The sequence below is a fragment of the Paenibacillus sp. FSL R7-0189 genome (genome assembly GCF_037969925.1).
GTDB classification, from domain to species: domain Bacteria; phylum Bacillota; class Bacilli; order Paenibacillales; family Paenibacillaceae; genus Paenibacillus_AQ; species Paenibacillus_AQ odorifer.
Genome location: NZ_CP150223.1, coordinates 2,223,098 through 2,247,394, shown reverse-complemented (window position 1 = coordinate 2,247,394; position 24,297 = coordinate 2,223,098). Strand labels below are relative to the sequence as shown.

Here is a 24,297-nt window from a genome sequence, read left to right as displayed (position 1 = left end):
TAGGCGTAAGGGGGTCTTTTTAGAATATAATAGAGTATACTCTTAAAATAAGGAATTCCCGGGTGTGTTGTCTTTCCTTGACCACAGAGAGGGCTTCTATTATAGTTGGTACTTAGGATTAACTATTTTAGTATAAAAAAAGGTGGCTTGTTACATGTCTGAGAATATCTACGTTGGCGTGGATTTGGGTGGAACTGCAATTAAGGTTGGAATCTGTAATGCTGAAGGTACCCTGCTACATACTTATGAGGGACCTACAGGAACTGCAGAGGGTGTTGATACTGTTATCGATAATATCGAGAAGTATGTACGCCAAATTGTGGAGGATTCCCCGTACTCTTGGGATCAGCTTGCAGGTGTAGGAGCGGGTGTAGCCGGGTTCACAAATATTCGTGAAGGAATCATCATCCTTGCGCCTAACATAGGATTTAGAGATGTGCCGATCCGTTCCATTTTGGAAGATCGTTGGAACAAGCCTGTCAAAATAGACAATGATGCGAATGTGGCTGCACTGGGCGAAGCTTGGAGCGGTGCGGGACGTGGCGTTGATAACTGTGTCTGCTATACGCTTGGAACAGGTGTCGGTGGCGGAATTATTATTAATGGAAAGATTTATCAAGGCTTTGCGGGATTAGCTGGTGAGCTTGGTCATATCACAGTAGTGCCGGATCTGGAAGCTATTCAATGCGGCTGTGGCAACATGGGCTGTCTGGAAACCGTTTCCTCCGCTACAGGTATTATCCGCATGGCTAATGATGCAGTAGCTCGTGGCGATCGTACTTCCCTCTCTATGGTAGAGAAGATTGCTGCGAAAGAAGTCTTTGATGCGGCTAAGGCTGGCGATGAAGTAGCTATCCGTATAGTGAATCGTGCAGCATACTATCTGGGTAAATCCATGGCTTCTGTTGCGGCTGTGCTTAACCCTGAAGTATTTATCGTTGGCGGCGGTGTGTCTAAGGCTGGAGATATTCTATTTGATGAGGTTCGTCGTGTGTTTGCGAAATTGACACCGGCTCCGCTTCAAACTGGTGTTTCGATTATTCCAGCTGAGCTTGGTAATGACGCAGGTATTGTTGGGGCTGCCGGCCTTTTGCTGCGTTCTTAAAAGACGGGAAGTATTCATATACTAAATCTAGGGAGGGGACGCTTTTATGACCGAATTGGACAATACCCCAACGGCTGGAGCCACCCTGATTATTATTACGGGAATGTCAGGTGCGGGGAAGACAATTGCTGTACAGAGTCTGGAAGACCTAGGGTTCTTCTGTGTCGATAATTTACCACCGGTGCTGATTCCCAAGTTCGCAGAGCTAATTGAACAGTCGAAGGGTAAGATTGCCAAGGTAGCCCTTGTAATTGACCTGCGTGGTCGAGAATTCTTCACTGCTTTGTCTGAGTCTCTTGCCTATATCAAGGATGAGTCAACCATTGGCTGTGAGATCTTGTTTTTGGATGCTACAGATTCAGTACTTGTTCAGCGTTACAAGGAAAGTCGACGTCATCATCCATTAGCACCTAAGGGGCTGCCGCTTGATGGTATCAAGCTAGAACGTAAAATGCTTGAAGAATTGAAAAATTCAGCTACGTTATGTTTAGATACCAGCAGTATGAAGCCCGTGCAGCTTAAGGAGAAGATCGTTTCACGGTTTTCGCATCTAGGAAAAAGTACGCTTTCCGTCAATATTACATCCTTCGGATTTAAGTACGGTATCCCTATTGATGCAGATCTTGTCTTCGATGTCCGCTTCTTGCCTAACCCACATTATGTGGACCATCTGCGGCCTAAAACCGGCCAGGACAGTGAAGTCTACGATTATGTAATGAAGTGGCCTGAAACACAGGTGTTCCTGACCAAACTGCTCGATATGCTTCATTTTCTAATTCCGCAATATCGTAAGGAAGGTAAGTCCCAGATTATCATTGGCATTGGCTGTACGGGAGGTAAACACCGTTCCGTAGCCATATCCGAGTATTTGGGTAAAATGCTGGGCGTTAGCGAGACGGAATCCGTAACCGTTAGTCATCGGGATTCCGAGCGTGATCGGCACTAGAGAGAAGGGGTCATAGTGGCTGAAGAACAAAGACAGCGTCCACGTATCGTCGTTATGGGCGGTGGCACGGGGTTATCTGTTATGCTTCGTGGTTTAAAAGAGAAGCCATTAGATATTACTGCTATTGTTACCGTTGCCGATGATGGGGGAAGCTCAGGTATTTTGCGCAGTGAACTGCAAATGCCTCCTCCTGGGGACATCCGCAACGTATTGACAGCTATGGCTGATGTTGAGCCGCTCATGGCAGAGATTATGAGATACCGTTTCAACACGGGTGAGGGACTAGCTGGTCATAGTCTCGGCAACTTGATTCTTGCTGCGCTCACGGATATATCCGGCGATTTCGTTACAGCTGTACGTGAGCTCAGTCGATTATTCGCTGTTCGCGGCCGGGTATTGCCTGCGGCCGGTGAGGCTGTAATCCTGCATGCAGAAATGTCGGACGGCACGATTATCACGGGGGAGTCCAAAATCCCTGAAGCTGGCGGGATCATCAGACGAGTGTCCTTGGAGCCGCCAGATGTAGAACCGTTGCCCGAAGCGCTTGAGGCGATTCGGAATGCAGATGCGATCCTGCTGGGTCCTGGCAGTCTGTATACGAGCATTCTTCCCAACCTGCTTGTTCCGAAACTGGCAGAAGCGGTTGTATCTTCGAATGCTATCAAAATTTTCGTCTGCAACGTAATGACTCAGCCGGGTGAAACGGATAACTATACCGTCAGCGATCATCTTCAAGCTGTATATGATCATATCGGGATCGATTTATTCGATTATGTTATTGTTAATGACGGTGAGATTCCGGAACAGGTCCAGACGAAGTACGCCGAGAAGGGCGCGCGCCCGGTGCAGCTTGATAAAGAAGCGCTGGATGGCAATGGATACAAGGTTATAGCTGATAAACTGGTTTTATTCCGAACTTATTTGAGACATGATACCGATAAGCTTAGTCATCACATTTATCAGCTTGTGCAGGATTGGATAAACAGAAACCCTAGGGTATAACTTATAGATGAGAACGAAGTACTTATCAAGAAAGAGGTGAGACCCTTGTCTTTTGCGGCCCTTACCAAAAAAGAGCTGACGATGGTGGAGAGTGAACCCTGCTGCGAGAAGGCGGAAATGTCAGCGCTTATCCGTATGAATGGATCTGTGCAGCTTTCAAGCAAAAAGGTTATTCTCGACATTTCGACGGAGAACGCCGCGATTGCAAGGCGGGTATATTCTTTACTTAAGAAATATTACCAGGTCCATATTGAGCTACTCGTGCGTAAAAAAATGCGTTTGAAGAAAAATAACGTCTATATCGTCAGAATCCCAAACCGTGTACAAGAGATCCTAAAGGATCTTAGAATTGTGTCGGAAGGATTTATTTTTACCGATGGTATTGATGATGAGATTGTTGGGAATAACTGCTGCAAGCGTGCTTATTTGCGCGGTGCCTTTCTGGCTGGCGGATCGGTTAATAATCCGGAAGGCTCCTCCTACCATTTGGAGATTTCCTCGATGTATGAGGAACATTGTAAAGCATTAGTGGATCTGGCTGGGGAATTCCACTTAAACGCACGCTGTATTGAACGTAAAAAAGGGTTCATTCTTTACATTAAAGAAGGCGAGAAGATCATTGAATTCTTAAGTTTGATTGGAGCGCATCAGGCGCTGTTCAAATTTGAGGATGTAAGAATTATGCGCGATATGCGTAATTCCGTGAATCGGATCGTGAACTGCGAGACCGCAAATCTCAACAAAACAATAAGTGCTGCGGTGCGGCAGATTGAAAATATCAAGCTGTTGCAGCGAGAAATGGGACTGGAGAATTTGCCGGATAAACTGCGTGAAGTAGCAGAAATTCGAATGGCGCATCCAGATATCAACCTCAAGGAGGTTGGTGAAATGCTCAAAGGTACAGTCAGTAAGTCGGGAGTAAATCATCGGCTTCGTAAGATTGATGAGCTGGCGGACAAGGTTCGAGGCGGCTAATTACTTTTTTTCTAGTGTGGTTTACGTTATAATGATATAATAATATAAAATTAATGTGAAACTTTTGGGGAGAACTCAATTAGGGGGTAAGCGTTTCATGACAAAGCACCCGGTAGTTGTTCGGTTGAAGACAGGGCTTCATGCCCGACCGGCAGCATTGTTTGTGCAAGAAGCTAACAAGTTTTCGTCGGAGATTTTCGTGGAAAAAGATGATAAAAAAGTAAATGCTAAAAGTATTATGGGGATTATGAGCCTCGCTATCAGTTCCGGCACGGAGATTTACATTAGCGCGGACGGTGCGGATGCCGATCAAGCTGTAAACGCTTTGACAAGTCTGGTCAGCAAAGAAGAGCTTGAGAACCAATAATAGGAAGACAACATCGTTTCTGCTAGGAAGACTTTATTTATCGCATGACCAAAAGCCCTTCGGGGCTTTTTTTAATACCAAAAAATAGATGGAGAACGTGCAACATTTACCAAAAAGACTCGTCTAGAGGATAATAACAAATCACAAGAAATGAAAGGGGCTGGCAAATATGAAAGGTTTATTGAAGAAAATTGGTTCAGTGATGATCGTAGGGAGTTTGTTAATTGGAGGGATCAGCATGAGTGGTGTTTTCCAAGGTCCTGCAAAGGCTTACGCAGATGAAGTCCAGAAAAATGTCGTTAGTGTAGTAGGTAAAGGCGAATTGTCCCTCAAGCCGGATATCGTATACTTGTCCATCGGTGTGGATACTACGGCCACAACTGCGCAAGAAGCGCAGAAGACCAATGCCGCTAAAATTCAGAAGATTATGACTTTACTGAAGAATACTTGGAAAATTGCAGATAAAGATATTCAAAGCACGCAGTTTTATGTGCAACCCAATTATAGTTACAGCGAAAAAGAAGGACAGCAAGTGAAGGGGTACAACGCCAATCATACGCTGTTAGTGTCTTATAGAGATCTGACCAAGGTTGGTGAATTGCTGGACGCTGCATCTGCGGCAGGGGCGAATAATATCGGAAATGCACGTTTTTCTGTGGAAGATACTTCTGCATTTGAAGCTCAGGTGATTGAAAAAGCGATGGCGAATGCAGATGTTAAAGCAGGGGCTATTGCTAAGGCAGCTAAACGCAGCTTGGGTCAAGTGATCACGGTCAGCCAAAATGATGGCGATATCACTCCGGTTTATTTTGAACAAAATCTAAAAATGAATATGGCTGCAGCAGATGCTGGTGCAAGCACATCCGTGCAACCCGGAGTAGTTAAAGTTACAACTCAGCTGAGCGTAATGTATGAATTGAAATAGTATCAGAATAAGGTGAATGCAGAGAGGAGAGGTGATCTTCCACTAGTAATAGTGGGGGGCGCCTCTTTTTTTGTGTAAGTTCTCTACGATTCTGTTTAATAAATTGGAAAGGAGAGGAAAAATAAGATGATGAATATTATTTCAAAAGAATCAGCACGCAAATGGGGCATAGGTCTGATGTCAGCAGGTTTATTGTTTGGTGGAGGTCTGCTGCCCAGCGAAACGGGTTATGCAGCAGTTAGTAAAACGGAGAATAAAGCTATTGATTCGCGTATCGTTTTAAAGGCAAACGGGATAAATTCGTTGCAGGAAGGTATTTTGAAGGAAGGACTGGCCTGGATTCCCATAACTTTTATGCGAGATGTGTTGGGATTACCGCTTGTGTATGATAAGAAGGAAAATGCGTACATGATTGGAAAAGGATCGGCCAAGGCCAAGTTGATGTTATCCAGCTACGGTACTTCTGTGTGGGTGAACAACTATTTCATTCGAGAGTATGAAGGGAAGTTAATTAATAATCGCCTCTATGTTCCATCAGGATTGTTAAATGATTATATGGGTTATAAGGTAGATTGGAGTCGGGCCGCCAGTAGGCTGAATGTGGTGAACAGACCGCAGAACGCGCTGACGGTAACCACGGAAACTTATGCTAAAGATCGGGCAGAAGCTTTTATTCAGCTTGATTATCCGAAGATCAGTGGATTGGGCAACTCCAGTGCGCAACAAGCTATTAATAATACTTTGAAGGAAAGTGTTATGAAATTCGCGGCGGGTGCAGAACAGGATATCTCCGATCGAGATGGAGCAGAGCCCAAATACACCTATGATTCAGGTTATGTAGTGACCTACAATCAGAATGGTGTGATCAGCATAGTGATGCATCAGTATAGTGATACGGGCGGCGCCCATGGAATGACTAACCGTGAAGCCTTCACCTTCTCGCTTAAGGATGGTAAACGTCTACTGTTGGGCGACCTGTTTGGAGCTAATCCAAACTACAAAAAACAGCTGAATGCAAAGCTGAGCAAGCTACTGAAGGCAGAGGATAGTTATTTGGGAGGATTCAACGGATTGAATACGGAGAAATATTTCTATCTGAAGGACGACAAGGTTGTTCTGTTCTTCCAATTATATGAGTACACAGCGTATGCTGCAGGCTTCCCTGAGTATACTTTTAGTTTCAAAGAGCTTTTGCCGGATGGCAGTAGCCCGTTTGCTGGCATGAAATAAATGGAAATGCTTCGTCTCCGCTAATGTCGGCACAAGACATCTCCCCCTTACCAGAGTTGTCTCTTGTTCATATGCTAAAGGGAGTAACTAGTTTATGAACGGGGGAGAGCTATGGGCTACCAATATACAGCAATTGGCGATTCCTTGACGACTGGATTTGGTGCTCTGCCAGGTAACGGTTTTGTTCCGGTGTACCGTAGAATGGCAGAAGGGAGACTGCGGACTACTGTAGCCTCTACGAATTTAGGCGTGAACGGAATGACTACTTCAGAGCTGGAGCAGCGGCTGCGCGGAAATTCCATGATGCGTGAGGCCGTTCGAGAAGCCGATATCATCACTGTGTCTATCGGTGGTAATGATTTGATTCACGCGGCCAAATCAGCAGCAAGACAGCAAGTCAACTTATCCGCAGAACTGCGCAGATCGCTTCAGGAATGCAAACAAAATTTCTCTGCAATTATGAATATCCTTATACAATTGAAGGCGAGGACGCGTAGACCTTTTATCATTAGAATTGTGGGATTATATAACCCCTATCCTCAGGTGGTTGGTGCGACAGAGTGGGTCAGGCAGTTTAATCAATACGCAGCACAGTACAGCAGCCGAGTATGTGGATTTGCTTCGATTTACAGTGAGTTCGCAGGAAATGAGAGAGGGCTGTTATCCATTGATCATTTGCATCCGAATGGCCGGGGTTATCGCGTAATTGCCGAGAAGCTGGATGCGCTAGGTTATGGCGGGCTGGCTTAATTGGATTTAGGTCTTCTATAAAATATAAAGAGGCTGTGCTCTAACCATAACGGATAGAGCACAGCCTCTTTATATTTTTACTTTATAGCTTACACACCGCTAGGCAATGTCTTCTCGATTACTTTATCTACGATACCGTATTCAGCCGCGTCTGCAGCAGTCATGAAGTAGTCGCGATCTGTATCCTTCTCAATACGTTCTAGAGGTTGACCCGTACGTTCTGCTAGAATACGGTTCAGCTTATCGCGCAATTTGAGGATGCGGCGGGCACGGATTTCAATGTCCGTTGCTTGACCTTGAGCACCACCCAGAGGCTGGTGGATCATGATCTCGCTGTTAGGCAGTGCGAAGCGTTTGCCTTTGGCGCCAGCGTTTAGCAGGAAAGCTCCCATGGAAGCTGCCATACCCACACAGATGGTGGAAACGTCTGGTTTAATGTACTGCATTGTATCAAAAATAGCCATACCTGCAGTAATGGAACCGCCTGGGCTATTCACGTAAAGGTGAATGTCCTTGTCAGGATCTTCGGCAGCCAAGAACAGCATTTGTGCGATGATAGAATTGGCTACCACGTCATTAACCTCCGTTCCAAGGAAAATGATGCGGTCCTTCAGCAGGCGGGAATAGATGTCATAAGCGCGCTCGCCGCGGTTGCTCTGTTCTACTACCATAGGAATATAACTCACGTGGAAAACCTCCTTGATATTGGTTCTTCAAATGTATTCATTTTTACTCTTGCCGTATTACCCACATGATAAACAAATTCAAACAAAAAGTCAAAGAAAGTCAAACTTATATTCAAAAAAAAGAGCCGACAAGCGGCTCTTTGGTTAAGTAGTAGTATAGGCACTACTAAATTATGTGCAAAAATGAAATTAATGGCGCGCCCGCCAAGAATCGAACTTGGATCTCAGGCTTCGGAGGCCTACGTCATATCCATTGGACCACGGGCGCAACAAAAATGATTATAATACAATTTTTACACAATTGCAATGTAATATTAATACTGGACAAGCGCTCTAGGGGCAGGCATCGGGCGCTATATCTTTTTCTGACCTTATTAATGTATAAGAAGACAAGTGCTTGAGAATTCTACTCTCGGAAGACTTGCGCTTCGAGCAATATTTGGTTAGAATATGGGTGGGACTTAAAAAGTTTACCCGGGACGTTTTGAGACCATGAACAAGGGAATAGAGGAAGACGAAGTTGCAGGAGTGAAAGTATGCGTAATTTATTAGATATCCAAAAGCAGCTTCTGCCTGATCTCATGGAAACCCTTAAGAGACGGTACACGATTCTTCATCAGATCATGCTGTCCGATATTATTGGGCGCAGAACGCTAGCCGCTTCGCTAGATATGACTGAGCGGGTACTGCGTGCCGAGACGGATCTTCTGAAATCGCAAGGGCTTATTGAGATCGAGAGTGTTGGCATGCGCATTAGCGCTGCTGGACGTAGACTGCTTGATTTGCTAGAGCCGGTTGTTAAGAGCCTATTTGGTCTGGATGAGCTGGAAGAGAAAATTCGAGCAACGTATGGTCTGGATAAAGTTATTGTAGTACCGGGTGATTGTGAGTCATCGCCGTTCACCAAACGAGAGCTTGGCCGGGCGGGTGCGAAAGCGCTGCTGAGTATACTTCGCGCAGATGATACAGTTGCCGTCACAGGTGGATCGACGCTTGCCGATATGGCTGATCAACTGACACCACCGTTGTCCCTTTCCTATAAGAACGCTTGGTTTGTTCCGGCGCGTGGAGGATTAGGAGAGAGTATGGAGATTCAAGCCAACACGATTGCCTCAACAATGGCAAAGCGGGTTGGAGCCAACTACCGGTTGTTGCATGTCCCTGATTTGCTTAGTGGGGATGCATACCAATCGCTGGCACTTGACTCTAATATTGGAGAGATTGTACAAACCATCCGCAGTTCGCGTATTATTGTACATGGGATTGGGGATGCCATTGAAATGACCCGCCGCCGCAAACTGGACGAGGCTACAGTCTCGGAAATCCAGGGTGAAGGAGCAGTGGCCGAATCTTTTGGCTATTATTTCAATGAAGAGGGTCAGGTTGTCCATACCATGCTTACGATGGGTCTACGTCTAGAAGATATTATTCGGACAGAGAAAGTCATCGGTATTGCAGGAGGCAAACCCAAGGCCAAAGCCATTCATGCCATGCTGCGTTTCGGGCAGGAGAATATTCTCGTCACGGACGAGGCTGCCGCAGTAGAAATAGGCAAGGAAATTGACAATCAACTACAGCTATCTTCGTAGTTTTTAGATTGCAGGCAATACAACATACTTCTTGCATCATACTTAACATTGTTGTCATGACAGACCTCACCGTCTGTTTTGAATAAATAAAACGAATTCTAGGAGGAACTATTCAATGAGTGTAAAAGTTGGAATTAACGGTTTTGGACGTATTGGACGCCTTGCTTTCCGCCGTATTCAAAATGTAGAAGGTATCGAAGTGGTAGCAATCAACGACTTGACTGACGCTAAGATGCTTGCTCATTTGCTTAAATATGATACAACTCAAGGTAAATTCCAAGGTGATGTTGAAGTGCATGATGGCTTCTTCAAAGTCAATGGTAAAGAAGTTAAGGTTCTTGCTAACCGCAACCCTGAAGAATTGCCATGGGGCGACCTAGGCGTTGATATCGTACTTGAGTGCACAGGTTTCTTCACAACTAAAGAAGCAGCTGAAAAACACTTGAAAGGTGGAGCTAAGAAAGTAGTTATCTCCGCTCCAGCTACTGGCGACATGAAAACTGTCGTTTACAACGTTAACGATGACATTCTTGATGGTACTGAGACTGTTATTTCCGGCGCATCTTGCACAACTAACTGCCTAGCTCCAATGGCAAAAGTACTGAACGACAAGTTCGGTATCGTTGAAGGCTTGATGACTACAATTCATGCTTACACTGGCGACCAAAACACTTTGGATGCTCCACATGCTAAAGGTGACTTCAGACGCGCTCGTGCAGCAGCTGAGAACATCATTCCTAACACTACTGGTGCTGCTAAAGCAATCGGTCTGGTTATTCCAGAACTTAAAGGTAAATTGGATGGTGCAGCTCAACGTGTTCCAGTTGCAACTGGTTCCCTGACTGAGCTTGTAACTGTTCTTGATAAGAGCGTTACTGTTGAAGAAATCAACGCAGCAATGAAAGCAGCTTCCGATCCAGACACTTATGGTTACACTGAAGATGAAATCGTATCTTCTGACATCAAAGGTATGACTTTCGGATCCCTGTTCGATGCTACACAAACTAAAGTATTGACTGTTGGCGACAAACAACTGGTTAAAACTGTTGCTTGGTATGACAATGAAATGTCCTACACTGCACAATTGGTTCGTACTTTGGAGAAATTCGCTAAAATCGCTAAGTAATTGACTTGATATAAGCAACATCTATAGAGCGGAAACAGAAATTCCTTGTTTCCGCTCTTTCTAAATGTATTTCTTGTTTCCTGCTAGAAACAATTTTGGGTGTGGAGGAATTAATCATGAACAAAAAAAGCGTCCGTGATGTAGAAGTAAAGGGTAAGCGCGTATTTGTACGCGTGGATTTCAACGTACCTGTAGAAGACGGTAAAATTACTGATGATACTCGTATTCGCGAAACACTTCCAACCATTAAATATTTGATCGAGAACGGTGCAAAGATCATTCTTGCGAGTCATATGGGTCGTCCTAAAGGCGAATTCGTAGATTCCATGCGTTTGACTACTGCTGCTGAACGTCTGTCCGAGCTTCTTGGCAAACCAGTAGCTAAAGCTGACGAAGCAATTGGCGAAGCTGTAAAAGCAAAAATCGCTGAGCTAGGCGAAGGCGACGTACTTGTACTTGAGAATGTTCGCTTCTACCCAGGTGAAGAGAAAAACGATCCTGAACTGGCTAAACAATTCGCTGAACTGGCTGATTTGTTTGTTAATGATGCGTTTGGCGCGGCTCACCGTGCACATGCATCGACAGAAGGTATCGCTCATTTCCTGCCGGCTGTATCCGGTCTTTTGATGGAGAAAGAATTGTCCGTTCTTGGTAAAGCTCTTTCTAACCCAGAACGTCCTTTCACTGCGATCATCGGTGGTTCGAAAGTTAAAGACAAGATTGATGTTATTGATAACTTGTTGTCTTTGGCTGATAACGTCCTGATCGGCGGTGGATTGTCTTATACATTCACTAAAGCACAAGGCTTTGAAATCGGTAAATCACTAGTAGACAACGACAAACTTGACGTTGCTCTTGGATTCATCGAAAAAGCAAAAGCACTTGGCAAAAACTTCATGCTTCCTGTTGATGTTGTTGTTGCTGATAAATTTGGTGCTGACGCTAACACTAAGATCGTTGATTACAATGAAATCCCAGAAGGTTGGGAAGGACTTGATATCGGACCTAAGACTCGTGAACTTTATGCCGATATTATCAAGAACTCCAAGCTGGTTGTCTGGAATGGACCTATGGGCGTATTCGAAATCGATAAATTCGCTGAAGGTACACTTGCAGTAGCAAAAGCTTGTGCAACTACTGAAGGTTACACTGTTATTGGTGGCGGAGATTCCGCAGCAGCAGCAGAGAAATTCCACCTGGCTGATCAAATGGATCATATCTCCACTGGTGGCGGTGCATCCCTTGAGTTCATGGAAGGCAAGGCGCTTCCTGGCGTAGAAGCACTGAACGATAAGTAAGACCTAAGAAGGAGGCAACATAAGTCATGAGAACACCTATTATTGCAGGTAACTGGAAAATGTTCAAAACAGTTCCTGAAGCAGAAAGCTTTATTGCTGAAATTAAAGGCAAAGCAGAAGTAGAAGGCGTTGAGACTGTAATCTGCGCTCCATTTACTAACCTGCCTGCACTTGTAGCAGCTGCAAAAGGTACTAACATCAAGATTGGTGCACAAAACCTACACTTTGAGGATAACGGTGCTTACACAGGCGAGATCAGTGGTGTAATGCTAAGTGATCTTGGTGTGGACTATGTTATCATTGGCCACTCTGAGCGCCGTGCTTATTTCGGCGAAACGGATGAAATCGTGAATAAGAAAATGCATGCTGCATTCCGTCACGGAATTACTCCTATCGTATGTGTTGGCGAAAAGCTCGAAGAGCGTGAAGCTGATCAAACTAAAGCAGTATGTAAAGTACAAACTGAAGCTGCATTCCAAGGTCTTAGTGCCGAGCAAGCAGCAAAAGTTGTTATTGCATACGAACCTATCTGGGCTATTGGCACAGGTAAATCTTCCACTTCCCAAGATGCTAACGAAGTTATTGCTTACATCCGCAGTCTTGTAAAAGATCTGTATGATGCAGCAACAGCTGAAGCTGTTCGTATTCAATACGGCGGCAGCGTGAAGCCTGAGAATGTAACTGAGTACATGGGCCAAAGCGACATCGATGGTGCGCTTGTTGGCGGTGCCAGCTTACAACCGGATTCCTTCGTTCAATTGGTTGAGGGGGCGAAGTAAGATGTCAGCTCCAAAACCCGTAGCTTTGATCATCATGGATGGTTTTGGTTTGCGTGGAACGACAGAAGGTAATGCCGTTGCTCAAGCCAACAAACCTAACTATGACCGTTACCTGAAACAATATCCTAACACTACACTCACTGCTTGCGGTGAAGCTGTAGGCCTTCCGGAAGGGCAAATGGGCAACTCCGAAGTAGGGCATTTGAATATTGGTGCAGGCCGGATCGTTTATCAGGATTTGACTCGTATCGATAAATCGATCCGCGAGGGCGAGTTCTTCGATAACGAAACCCTGGTTAGTGCAGTGAGAAATGCTAAGAACACTGGCAAAAAGCTTCACCTATATGCGCTTGTATCCGACGGAGGGGTACATAGCCATATTAACCACCTGTTTGCTATGCTTGACCTGGCTAAAAAAGAAGATATGCATGAAGTGTATATCCATGCTTTTATGGACGGCCGTGACGTAGCTCCTGATAGTGGGAAGAAGTTTGTCCAAGATCTAGTAGCTAAAATCGAAGAGATTGGCGTGGGTACAATTGCAACGGTGTCCGGACGTTATTACGCAATGGATCGTGATAAACGTTGGGAACGTGTAGAGAAAGCCTACCGTGCTATGGTTTATGGTGAAGGTCCTAAATACACGGATGCTGTGCAAGCCATCACTTCATCTTATGAAAACTCGGTATTTGATGAATTCGTTGAACCTAGTGTAATTGTAGACAGTGAAGGCAAACCTGTAACGGCAGTAGAGAGCGGCGATTCCGTCGTGTTCCTCAACTTCCGTCCTGACCGTGCTATTCAATTGTCACAAGTGTTCACGAATCAAGATTTCCGTGGTTTCGACCGTGGTCCTTTGTTCCCGCAAAACCTGCACTTCGTATGCCTAACTACTTTCAGCGAAACGGTACAAGGTTATGTAGCCTACTCACCGAAGAACCTGGATAACACATTGGGTGAAGTGCTTGTTCAACAAAACAAGAAGCAACTGCGCATCGCGGAAACTGAAAAATATCCGCATGTAACCTTCTTCTTCAGCGGTGGACGTGACGAGGAGCTTCCTGGTGAAACCCGGATCTTAATCAACTCTCCTAAAGTGGCAACCTATGATCTTCAACCTGAGATGAGCGCATACGAAGTGGCTGCAGCCTGCGTAGCGGAAATCGAAGCGGAAAGACAGGATGCTATCATTCTTAACTTTGCCAATCCTGATATGGTTGGACACTCCGGCATGCTGGAACCAACAATCAAGGCTGTAGAAGTGACGGATGAGTGTGTGGGTAAAGTAGTGGATGCGGTTGTTGCCAAAGGTGGCGTTGCAATTATTATCGCTGACCATGGTAATGCAGATATGGTATTTGACGAGAACGGTCGCCCGTTCACAGCTCATACAACCAATCCTGTTCCGTTCATCGTGACTACTGAGAATGTTGTATTGCGTGAATCCGGTATTCTTGCAGACGTAGCACCAACAATCCTAGATTTGATGGGACTTCCTCAACCTGCGGAAATGACCGGACAATCCATGATTGCTAGCCGTAAGTAAGGTAAGGTATAACGCCTTTGATTTTAAGCTATACAAGTAAGACCAAAACAATGTTAAAAGGAGATTAACTTACATGACTATTATTTCTGATGTATATGCTCGCGAAGTCCTTGACTCCCGTGGTAACCCTACAGTAGAGGTTGACGTTTATCTGGAATCCGGTGCTAAAGGCCGCGCTATCGTTCCTTCCGGCGCTTCCACTGGTGCTCACGAAGCTGTAGAACTTCGTGATGGCGACAAATCCCGTTACATGGGTAAAGGCGTTCTGAAAGCTGTTGAGAACGTAAATGAAATCATCGCTCCAGAAGTTATCGGTATGGACGCTCTTGACCAAGTGGGCATCGACAAATTGATGATTACTTTGGACGGAACTCCTAACAAAGGTAAATTGGGCGCTAACGCAATCCTAGCTGTATCCATGGCAGTAGCTCGTGCAGCTGCAGCAGCTTTGGATATTCCTTTGTACGTATACCTGGGCGGATTCAACGCTAAAACTCTTCCAGTACCAATGATGAACATCATCAATGGTGGTGAGCATGCGGATAACAACATCGACGTTCAAGAGTTCATGGTTCTTCCTGTAGGAGCTCCAAGCTTCAAAGAAGCTCTTCGCACAGGTGCTGAAATCTTCCACAACTTGAAATCCGTACTTCAATCCAAAGGCCTGAACACAGCTGTTGGTGACGAAGGTGGTTTCGCACCGAACCTTGGTTCGAATGAAGAAGCAATCACTACAATCATCGAAGCTATTGAAAAAGCTGGTTACAAACCAGGTGTTGACGTATTCTTGGGTATGGACGTTGCTTCCACTGAGTTCTACAAAGACGGTAAATACACCCTTGCTGGCGAAGGTAAATCTTACACTTCCGCTGAGTATGTTGACCTTCTTGCTTCATGGGTTGAAAAATATCCTATCATCACAATCGAAGACGGTATGTCCGAAGACGACTGGGATGGCTGGAAATTGCTTACTGAAAAATTGGGCGACAAAGTCCAATTGGTTGGTGACGACTTGTTCGTAACTAACACTGAGCGTCTTGCAACAGGTATCGAAAAAGGTATCGGTAACTCCATCTTGGTTAAGGTTAACCAAATTGGTACATTGACTGAAACTTTTGATGCTATCGAAATGGCTAAACGTGCTGGTTACACAGCAGTTATCTCCCACCGTTCCGGTGAATCCGAAGATAGCACAATCGCTGACATCGCTGTTGCGACTAATGCTGGTCAAATCAAAACAGGTGCTCCTTCCCGTACAGACCGTGTTGCTAAATACAACCAATTGCTTCGCATCGAAGATGAGTTGGGTGAATTGGCTCAATACAACGGCCTTAAATCCTTCTACAACCTCAAAAGATAATCTGCTTTTATAGCAGACTTCGAAGACCCGCCGTTATGGCGGGTCTTTTTTATGATTTGAAGAAGATAGACTTCAATAGGTTTATCCTTATCTTGCAAGAAAAGCTACGACTTAACAGTCTAAGCTGTTGTATTACCGACAGCGCTATGATAAAATAAGAATACTGTTTATGTATCGTGATAACCTAAATTACCATAGATAGTGATGCTTAGGCGTAGGAGGTGGAAGTGAATGGATATCTTTTTGAAAGTTGTGCTCCTGATTTTTTCCGTCGGTCTTATTGCGGTCGTTCTTCTGCAAAAGGGGAAAAGCGCGGGTCTTTCCGGTGCCATCTCTGGCGGTGCTGAGCATCTCTTTGGTAAAACAAAAGCTCGTGGTATGGAGCTCGTACTACAACGTGTAACTGTTGGACTTGCTGCTGGTTTCTTTATCATGGCGATTCTAGCTGCAGTTCTAATCGACTAAAAGATCTACCGTAAGCCCTCGCTCTGTTCTAAATGGAATAGAGCGGAGGCTTTTTTGTTATATTAAAAGGAGTTAAAAAGCACCTAAGGGTGCTTTTCTTTTCATATTCGCAAAGAAAAAGGCTGGATCGATAGGAAGTAAACCTGAAGTCGGCATGGATGTATTTCAGCATTTAAAGGAAATTTTGTACTGTGTTAACCTTTGGATGACAGTAACAGGGATGCGCAGGATTGATTTCGTGTATACTAGGGTATGAAGTAGTAAAGGTAAAATTTACTTGGCATTACTGCAGGGCAGGACAAGATATACATATTTGCCAGCGGCTTGAAGCCGCGGAGGGCTGGGGTGACGAACATGATAACACAAGAAATATTACTCGATTTCATGCGGGAAACTGCATATAAACCAATGACTTATGAAGAGCTGGTGAGTCATTTTGCTCTAGAGGATAGCGAGGGGTTTAAAAAGTTCGAGGAACTGCTGATTGAATTAGAGCAGGATGGAAGAATTGTATTAACCCGTACTGCACGTTATGGCGTGCCAGAACGGATGGATTTGCTGCGTGGACGTTTACAAGCACATGCGAAGGGTTTTGCTTTTCTAATCCCGGATGATCGTGATCATCCTGACGTATATATCCATGCAAATGATCTTAAGGGAGCTATGAATGGCGATATCGTTCTGATTCGTATTACCTCTAAAAGTCCGTCCGGCGGACGTATGGAAGGCGAAGTAGTACGTATTGTAAAACGTGGCGTGTTGCAGACGGTAGGTGTATTTCAGAACCTGGAGACCTATGGTTTCGTGCTGCCTGATGATAAGCGGATTAATCGTGATATTTTTATTCCGAAACAATCCTTTAAAGGTGCTGTTGATGGTCAAAAGGTCGTTGTGCGTATTGTGAGTTATCCGGAAGGCCGAGCAGCGGCAGAAGGTGAAATTATTGAGATTCTCGGACATAAGGATGATCCGGGTGTTGATATTCTTTCCATTATCCGCAAACATCAATTGCCTGAGGCATTTCCAGCTGAAGTGATGGATGAAGCCGATAGCGCTCCTGATTCAATTACAGAAGAGGAGATTGCGGAGCAAGGGAGACGCGACCTGCGCGGACTGAACATTGTTACGATTGATGGCGAAGATGCTAAGGATTTGGATGATGCGGTAAACGTACAGCGCTTGGAGAATGGACATTACAAGCTGGGCGTCCATATAGCAGACGTAGGTTATTATGTGCGTGAAGGCTCTGAGCTGGATAAAGAAGCCTATGACCGCGGTTGTAGTGTGTATTTGGTAGACCGGGTTATTCCGATGCTGCCGCACCGCCTATCGAACGGGATTTGCAGCTTGAATCCTCAGGTAGACCGGTTAACAATGTCCTGTGAAATGGAATTTAACGAGCAAATGAAGGTTGTGAAGCACGATGTCTTTACGAGCGTGATTCGCACCAAAGAGAGAATGACTTACTCCAATGTTCGTAAAATTCTCGAAGACGAAGATCCAGAGCTGTTGGAACGTTATAGTCCACTGATTGACGATTTCCGCCTCATGAAGGAATTGGCGATGAAGCTGCGCGATGCGCGGATGCGCCGGGGTGCGGTTGATTTTGATTTTGAAGAGAGCAAAATCATCGTGGATGAGAACGGCAAGGCTGTAGATATCGTGAAGCGTGAACGTTCTGTAGCGGAACAGATTATCGAGGAGTTTATGCTGGCGGCAAATGAAACAGTTGCTGAGCATTTCCACTGGTTGAAGGTTCCGTTCCTTTACCGGATTCACGAAGATCCAGACCCAGAGAAGCTGCAGAATTTCATGGCTTTTGCGGCCAACTTCGGATATCACGTGAAGGGCCGTGGCAATTCGGTTCATCCACGTGCTTTGCAGGATCTGTTGGAGCAAATCCAAGGCACAAAGGAACAAACGGTCATCAGTACGATGATGCTGCGTTCCATGAAGCAGGCAAAGTATGATGCAGAGAGCACGGGCCATTTCGGACTGGCTGCGGAATATTATTCTCACTTTACTTCTCCAATTCGCCGGTACCCCGATCTGGTCATTCACCGCGTAATGCGTGAAGTGATTGAGAATGGAGGGGCACTGACCCAGAAGCGGCATGATTATTTGTCTAGCCGGATGCCTGACATTGCTCAGCAGTCTTCGGAACGCGAGCGTGTGGCGGTAGAAGCTGAACGCGATACGGAGCAACTGAAGAAAGCAGAATACATGCAGGATAAAGTAGGCGAGGAATTCGAGGCTATGGTCAGCAGTGTGACCAGCTTCGGAATGTTCATCGAGCTGGATAATACCGTCGAAGGTCTTATTCGTCTCAGTGCAATGAGCGACGATTATTATCACTTCGACGAAGGTCATATGGCGCTCATTGGCGAGCGCACATCGCGTGTGTTCCGCATTGGTGACGAGGTGAAGATCCGAGTCGCGAAAGTAAATATGGATGACCACACGATCGATTTCGAGTTGGTCGACATGAAGCCACGCGCGCCTGGTGAGCACCGCGGCGGTGGCTTTGCGGGCGGCCGCGGAGGCAAGGGCGGCCGTTCGGGCGGCAGCTTCATTAAGCCGGCCGGGGGCAAAGGCGCCGCGGGCAAGGGACGCGGCGGTAAAGGCAAGCCCGGCGGCGCTGCTGCAGGCGCGGGCAAGGGCAAGCCGGGCGCAGGTGTGCGCGCCGGTGATGGGCCGCGCGAAGCGGCCGGTGTTGGCGCAGCGGGCGGACGCGGTAAGCGGAAGCGCGGGCGCGAGGCCGGCGAGGATGCGAGCCGGGTGGTTGCTGCGCCGGGCGCAGAGCGCGGAGGCGAAGCCGGCGGCAACGCAGGCGCGCCGCGTGAGCGCAGCGGCGGGCGAGGCCGCGGCGGAGACACCGGCGGTGCCGGTGGTGGACGCGGCATCAGCTTCGGCTTTGGCTCCGGCAAAGGCGGATACGGCGCTCCAGCGTCCGACTCCTCCGGCGGCGAAGCGCGGGGCGTGGACGGCAGCACGAAGTTCCGCAGCCGCGAGGATCGCGGGGGTAACTTTGGCGGTGGAGAAGGCCGTAACGGCGCTCCTACAGGCAAAGGCCGCCGCAAAAAGAAAACCAAGGGCGGGGTGTTCATCGGCCAGTCCGTGACACCAGGCAACGTAGAGACATCTGAGCAAGTCACTTCTAAACGAAGTGACAATAATGGCGGCGCTCCAGAAGGAGCACCACGTAAGCGTAAAAAGAAATAAATGACGGTTATGCGCTGCATAACTCTATAACGATACTAAGCACCGTCCCTCCTGTGGCGGTGCTTTTTAACTAATAATCAACTTGGTTAATTGCATTATGTGCAGTTAAATTTGGGTTATGTAGTAAAAGTGGCAGTTAGTTGTATTTTGTACATTTAAATCTGATCAGTTACCTTTAATTGGTCTGATTTCGCTTTTTTAGCTGCAGAAAGTGCAACTAATTAGTTTTTTGGCGGTGATAAGGCTTAAATAGTTGCACGAAATACATTTATATAGAAAAACGTAGGTGATAGCAAGTGAATAGGTAGAGGATAGGATAGGTACAGTATAGGATTGCACAGTATAGGTAAAAGCAGCACTATTTGAATAGGCGTCGAATAGATGCAGCTTAATGATTTTTTGTAACAAATGCTAGATATTGGGTAATATTACTGACAACTCTATGACAAATTAGGTGAAGTATATTTGGTTGAAGGTTCCTTGCGCTCACTTGATTCCATTTGTTACAATATAGATCAGACGTTCGATGGCTGTGTCGTTTAAGATTAGACAGACATGGTTACTTTAACTTATGAATATGATTCAAGGAGTGATTCTCATGGGTAAAAAAGCAGACGGGAAAGTACTTGCCCAGAACAAGAAAGCTTCCCATGATTATTTTATCGAGGATACTTATGAAGCTGGCTTGGTGCTGACGGGTACAGAGATCAAGTCGCTGCGTAATGGCCGCGCTAATATTGGAGATGCTTTTGCTACGATCCGTAATGGCGAGATTCAGATTCACAACATGCATATCAGCCCTTTTGAACAAGGTAACCGTGCCAATCCTACCGATCCCACACGCACACGTAAATTGTTAATGCATAAGGAGCAAATTCATAAACTGCTGGGCTTGTCCAAGCGAGATGGGTTTACGATTGTGCCACTTAAGATTTATGTGCGGAATGGCTATGCGAAGCTGCTGATTGGTCTTGGTAAAGGTAAAAAAGAGTATGACAAACGTGACTCGGCTGCCAAGCGAGATGCTCAACGTGATATCCAGCGTGTACTGCGTGATAAGCAAAAGATCGCCAGATAATCTGGGAGAACTAGACGATTCAAATGAGTTCCAGTTTCAACCTTCAATTCCTTTAACCCACGTGTTAAAGTGTTGATAAATGTGCTATACTGAGTAAGTAAGTTAGTTATTGCTTCGTTACAGTTTTCTTGAATAAGAAGCTGTAGATTGGATCTCTCTTGCTTGGAAGATCCGCTTGATCCGAAGCGCCCTTTTTAATGAGGGGCCGTTCTTGGATTCGACGGGGGTAGTTCGAGCATGAGTAGCGAGTAGTGGGGACGCGTCCGCTTCATCAACGCTAAAGCCTATTAAACGGCAAACAACAAAACAACTACGCTTTCGCAGCCTAAGAAACTGTGTGCGTGCTTCTACTCTGCATCGCCCATGTGACAGGGATAGGGGCTAACAAATAGTGGGATACGCTGTCTCATCTCCGCCTGCGGTGAGCTGAAGAAGACAATCAGGCTGACCCAACGTATAGCCGGTTACGGGGCGATACTCGGGTGACATCAAAACTGTGACTACACTCGTAGAAGCTTATGTGCCGTTATCTTCGGACAGGGGTTCGACTCCCCTCGGCTCCATATGGAGTTTTAGAAAAAGCGACCTTTAGGGGTCGCTTTTTTGTATCCTCATAATTAAAGTTAGGCAATGCCTTTTAATGATTTCAGCCAATTCCTCAAATGTGTACTTGTGGTTTATCATGTCTACTATGTGGTCTCGGAATGTTTGGTATGCATATTTTTAAACTGCAAAAGATTTCTCTACCACCACGAATACCATCCGCATGAGGATGGTTCCCATACTATGGTTAACGGTACCCTTTTGCAAAGTTTCTTTGTTATAATTATTATAATAAATCTCTTCATTGGCTGGTGATTATGAATGAGTGAGAAATTTTGGTTAGTAGTACAGTATCCTCTAAAAAGTGAAAAAGGAAGCCAACGTGATAACTGGTTAAGAGATAAAGTCATGGAATACCTGGACATATCTCTAGTAGATACTAACTTAGGTTGTGTTGATGGCTTTGATATGGGTAAATGCATTTCCGACCCGAAAAAATATGCTCTTAATATATTTTGTATCATTACGGAAGAAGAACGGAGTATAGCCTTGATAAAGAGAGTGTTAAGAGATAGCAGGCTTGATTATACTCGTATAAAAATTGCTACAATGCCCTATGGAAAAGAAGAAACATATAGTCTTAAATTTTCCTATAAAAAGGGTGTTACCGATTTTTCGCTATAGCACAGTTTTGAGTTAGAATTACAACTACACCGTAAACAATTTTCTGGTGGGAGTCATGAATTTTGTGACATCAAAACAGTAACTACATTCGTAGAAGCTTATGTGCCGTTATCTTCGGACAGGGGTTCGACTTCCCTCGGCTCCATAAGCAAAAAACCGCTGAGATAGCGGTTTTTTGCTGTTTAGTGATTGAATTGTAGACCGAATGCAGACAATGAATTATGGGGAACTAATATATTCATTTTTGTAGACATGTTGTCTACGTCTAAAATTAGATCATTCACTTTGAAGTTAATAATTAGTGGCACATTTTCCGAAACTACATCTATAAGAGCTCGAACTGATATAAGATTAGATTATGGCATTAAGCACTCAAAAGCAAAAACATTCGGAGGAATTACTATTATGAGTTTTACTATTGATTATGTTAAAAATAAAAACAGAATTATTGTAACATCGGACGGTATGGAAGTTGAGGATGCCTTTGCGTACGCAGAACAATTTCCGAAAGTACTGAAGAAAACTAAGCGAGGGTTTACAGGTATGACTGTAATTACTGGTGGCCTGGTATTTAAGCAAGAGGTGATGGCAATTCTTGCTCCAACTGGTGAAGATGCTGTGAAAGCTGGAATCTCTACAAAACATAAATGGGTGTATGTTGCGCCTACCGCGTTCTACAAAACGCAAATGAATCGTATGTTTAAAGATATTGCAAACTTGTACGAATCGATAGAAGAAGCTGAAGCGTATCTTGATTCCGCAGGGAATTAGCAACTTCTAAAAACTTTAGTAAACCTTCTGGTAGCATACATAAGGTTATCGTTCTTTATTCAACGTTGTGGTTGGTGATCATAATTGTTGCTTGGATCCAGCCATCATCTGTAGCGCCAAAGGTACTTTCTGCGTATTGAAGAAGCACTGTGAAAAACCGATATATTCAGGATTAACTTATATAATTGGATCACTATACTAAGGAGTTATTCCTATGATCAGTCTCCTTAATCAGAATGACTTATCAAATATTGGATAGAATGCTTCTAGGGGACATCAAAACAGTAACTACACTCGTAGAAGCTTATGTGCCGTTATCTTCGGACAGGGGGTTCGACTCCTAGGCTCTATTTGAAACCCGCTGATAAAGCGGTTTTTTTCTTGTTTATGGACTAAATTGCAGTCAAGGGATAAAAGGCTAACCTAAGATGTGATGAGTACATAAGGAGATAAATGAAAACCAGTACACTTATGCTATAATTTAATAAAGTGCTTCTGTGCTTTTAGAAAAATTGGAATAAAGGATGCATTGATCAACCATGTATGAGAATCAGACTTCTATGCACCACAAGCTGTTTATTATCGGCGCAGGTGCTGCTGGATTAATGGCCGCTGTTACTGCGCGGGATATGGGTATCGATACTGCCATTCTGGAGAGTAACGACCGGATTGGAAAGAAAATATTAATGACAGGTGATGGGCGCTGCAACATTACAAATGAATCCACTGCAACGGGTACAGATGAAGCAATCGCTTTATCGCGCAAGTATCACAGTAATCAGGCCGGATTTCCACTTGCGGTATTGCAGCAATTTGGCATCCGTCAGACCATAGATTTTTTCTCCTTTCTCGGGCTTCCGCTTACAAGATTGAAGGATGGCTTGATGTATCCGATGTCGCTGCAGGCAGCAGCGGTGCTGGATATTTTCCAGCTTGCGCTGGAGGATCGGAATGTTCCGGTGTACCTCAATAACAAAGTGTTGGATGTTACTGTTTCGAAGAATCATCCGCGCTTCAAGATAAAATGCCAAACGGAGACAGAGGAGGAGGTTGTTTATACTAGCGACTATCTACTTCTATCTGCGGGTGGCCTTGCCGGTCCAAATGCGGGAAAAGAACCTCCTGGGTATACACTTGCTGAACGTCTGGGACACACCCTGATTGAGCCTTTACCGGCCATTGTGCAACTGAAGCTGCAATATCCGAATATGAGAGCACTGTCCACTATCAAATCTCAGGGACAAGCTCATATTATTGTAAACGGTAAAGTCATCGGCAGTGAACAGGGCGAAATTGCCTTTACGGACTATGGTATTACTGGTCCGCCAATTCTCCAGCTAAGCAGGAAGGCTGCGTATCATCTTGCAAGAGGAGAACAGGTGAAATTATCGGTGGATCTGATGCCTGACCGCACGGAGGAAGAGTTAGTTGAGTTTTTAGAAAGGCTCTGGGAGACTTTTGGACACCGGACGGTTGCAGATTCTCTCGTTGGCATCTTTAACAAGAAGCTTGTTACGGTCCTACTCAAGGAGACCGGCTTAGATCAGCAGCCACAGCTGCTTTGCCAGGCTCTGTCGTTGAAAACTAAGGAGAAATTTTATCGAATCTTGAAGCGCTGGGAATTTAAAGTGACGGATACCAATGGCTTTACGAATGCACAAGTGACAGCTGGCGGCATCGATACGTCGGAAATAATCGAAGGAACGCTGGAATCCAAGCTAGTACCTGGGCTTTATTTGGCTGGCGAAGTGATGGATGTGGATGGAGACTTCGGCGGCTATAACCTACAATGGGCCTGGAGTTCCGGATATGTGGCCGCCATGGCGCTAGCTAAGTCAATTCAATAAATT

General features: G+C 45.3%; 21 protein-coding genes, 1 tRNA gene and 1 other RNA gene. 21 read left to right on the top strand and 2 right to left on the bottom strand.

Features of this window, described 5'->3' with window-relative positions; genetic code table 11:
• Positions 1-154: 154 nt before the first annotated feature.
• The 8 genes from MKY63_RS09585 (at position 155) to MKY63_RS09550 (ending at position 7,300) form a co-directional block, all read left to right on the top strand.
• The gene (locus tag MKY63_RS09585; RefSeq protein WP_036687097.1) at positions 155-1,105 is read left to right on the top strand and encodes an ROK family glucokinase; all 951 of its coding nucleotides are present in this window, start codon (positions 155-157) and stop codon (positions 1,103-1,105) included.
• A 46-nt stretch (positions 1,106-1,151) separates the two neighbouring features.
• The gene (gene rapZ / locus MKY63_RS09580; RefSeq protein WP_076126855.1) at positions 1,152-2,051 is read left to right on the top strand and encodes an RNase adapter RapZ; all 900 of its coding nucleotides are present in this window, start codon (positions 1,152-1,154) and stop codon (positions 2,049-2,051) included.
• Between the two features lie 54 nt (positions 2,052-2,105).
• Entirely contained in the window at positions 2,106-3,053 is a 948-nt protein-coding gene (locus MKY63_RS09575) for a YvcK family protein (RefSeq protein WP_169744815.1), read from the top strand.
• A 45-nt stretch (positions 3,054-3,098) separates the two neighbouring features.
• On the top strand, positions 3,099-4,028 hold the full coding sequence (gene whiA / locus MKY63_RS09570; RefSeq protein ID WP_036687104.1) for a DNA-binding protein WhiA: 930 nt from the start codon (positions 3,099-3,101) through the stop codon (positions 4,026-4,028).
• A gap of 97 nt (positions 4,029-4,125) precedes the next feature.
• A complete protein-coding gene (locus MKY63_RS09565; RefSeq protein ID WP_036687106.1) occupies positions 4,126-4,395 on the top strand; it encodes an HPr family phosphocarrier protein in 270 nt (89 codons plus the stop codon).
• 169 nt (positions 4,396-4,564) lie between these two features.
• Positions 4,565-5,320: an SIMPL domain-containing protein gene (locus MKY63_RS09560; RefSeq protein ID WP_076126857.1), complete on the top strand. Its 756-nt coding sequence runs from the start codon at positions 4,565-4,567 to the stop codon at positions 5,318-5,320.
• Positions 5,321-5,446: 126 nt separating this feature from the next.
• Positions 5,447-6,550, top strand: coding sequence for a DUF4163 domain-containing protein (locus MKY63_RS09555; RefSeq protein ID WP_339812625.1), 1,104 nt, complete (start codon positions 5,447-5,449; stop codon positions 6,548-6,550).
• A 111-nt stretch (positions 6,551-6,661) separates the two neighbouring features.
• Positions 6,662-7,300: a GDSL-type esterase/lipase family protein gene (locus tag MKY63_RS09550; protein ID WP_339812622.1), complete on the top strand. Its 639-nt coding sequence runs from the start codon at positions 6,662-6,664 to the stop codon at positions 7,298-7,300.
• An 89-nt stretch (positions 7,301-7,389) separates the two neighbouring features.
• Here the strand turns inward: MKY63_RS09550 and clpP are convergent, their stop codons facing one another.
• Complete coding sequence (gene clpP, locus MKY63_RS09545) at positions 7,390-7,986, bottom strand: ATP-dependent Clp endopeptidase proteolytic subunit ClpP (RefSeq protein WP_036687113.1); 597 nt, start codon at positions 7,984-7,986, stop codon at positions 7,390-7,392.
• Between the two features lie 193 nt (positions 7,987-8,179).
• Positions 8,180-8,254, bottom strand: a tRNA-Arg gene (locus MKY63_RS09540).
• A gap of 268 nt (positions 8,255-8,522) precedes the next feature.
• On the opposite strand from MKY63_RS09540, the gene MKY63_RS09535 reads away from it, so the two are divergent.
• The 13 genes from MKY63_RS09535 to MKY63_RS09475 all read left to right on the top strand — a co-directional run bounded on the left by MKY63_RS09535 (position 8,523) and on the right by MKY63_RS09475 (position 24,294).
• Positions 8,523-9,575, top strand: coding sequence for a sugar-binding domain-containing protein (locus MKY63_RS09535; RefSeq protein WP_036687118.1), 1,053 nt, complete (start codon positions 8,523-8,525; stop codon positions 9,573-9,575).
• A 115-nt stretch (positions 9,576-9,690) separates the two neighbouring features.
• Positions 9,691-10,701: a type I glyceraldehyde-3-phosphate dehydrogenase gene (gene gap, locus MKY63_RS09530; protein ID WP_036687120.1), complete on the top strand. Its 1,011-nt coding sequence runs from the start codon at positions 9,691-9,693 to the stop codon at positions 10,699-10,701.
• A gap of 116 nt (positions 10,702-10,817) precedes the next feature.
• A complete protein-coding gene (locus MKY63_RS09525; RefSeq protein ID WP_036687122.1) occupies positions 10,818-11,999 on the top strand; it encodes a phosphoglycerate kinase in 1,182 nt (393 codons plus the stop codon).
• A 26-nt stretch (positions 12,000-12,025) separates the two neighbouring features.
• The gene (tpiA, locus tag MKY63_RS09520; RefSeq protein WP_036687124.1) at positions 12,026-12,778 is read left to right on the top strand and encodes a triose-phosphate isomerase; all 753 of its coding nucleotides are present in this window, start codon (positions 12,026-12,028) and stop codon (positions 12,776-12,778) included.
• Between the two features lies 1 nt (position 12,779).
• Positions 12,780-14,324, top strand: coding sequence for a 2,3-bisphosphoglycerate-independent phosphoglycerate mutase (gpmI, locus tag MKY63_RS09515; RefSeq protein WP_076101073.1), 1,545 nt, complete (start codon positions 12,780-12,782; stop codon positions 14,322-14,324).
• A 73-nt stretch (positions 14,325-14,397) separates the two neighbouring features.
• Positions 14,398-15,684 (top strand): phosphopyruvate hydratase, encoded by a 1,287-nt coding sequence (gene eno / locus MKY63_RS09510; RefSeq protein ID WP_036687130.1) that lies wholly within the window; start codon positions 14,398-14,400, stop codon positions 15,682-15,684.
• A gap of 231 nt (positions 15,685-15,915) precedes the next feature.
• Positions 15,916-16,149: a preprotein translocase subunit SecG gene (gene secG, locus MKY63_RS09505; protein ID WP_036687153.1), complete on the top strand. Its 234-nt coding sequence runs from the start codon at positions 15,916-15,918 to the stop codon at positions 16,147-16,149.
• 354 nt (positions 16,150-16,503) lie between these two features.
• Positions 16,504-19,371: a ribonuclease R gene (rnr, locus tag MKY63_RS09500; RefSeq protein WP_339813482.1), complete on the top strand. Its 2,868-nt coding sequence runs from the start codon at positions 16,504-16,506 to the stop codon at positions 19,369-19,371.
• A gap of 598 nt (positions 19,372-19,969) precedes the next feature.
• Positions 19,970-20,449: an SsrA-binding protein SmpB gene (smpB, locus tag MKY63_RS09495; RefSeq protein WP_036687155.1), complete on the top strand. Its 480-nt coding sequence runs from the start codon at positions 19,970-19,972 to the stop codon at positions 20,447-20,449.
• 201 nt (positions 20,450-20,650) lie between these two features.
• Positions 20,651-21,015: a transfer-messenger RNA gene (ssrA, locus tag MKY63_RS09490) on the top strand.
• Between the two features lie 298 nt (positions 21,016-21,313).
• A complete protein-coding gene (locus tag MKY63_RS09485) occupies positions 21,314-21,676 on the top strand; it encodes a hypothetical protein (RefSeq protein ID WP_036687156.1) in 363 nt (120 codons plus the stop codon).
• Positions 21,677-22,081: 405 nt separating this feature from the next.
• Positions 22,082-22,447 carry a hypothetical protein gene (locus MKY63_RS09480; RefSeq protein ID WP_036687158.1) on the top strand — a complete coding sequence of 122 codons (366 nt, stop codon included), beginning with the start codon at positions 22,082-22,084 and terminating at the stop codon, positions 22,445-22,447.
• A gap of 539 nt (positions 22,448-22,986) precedes the next feature.
• Entirely contained in the window at positions 22,987-24,294 is a 1,308-nt protein-coding gene (locus MKY63_RS09475; RefSeq protein WP_339812618.1) for an aminoacetone oxidase family FAD-binding enzyme, read from the top strand.
• Positions 24,295-24,297 lie beyond the last annotated feature (3 nt).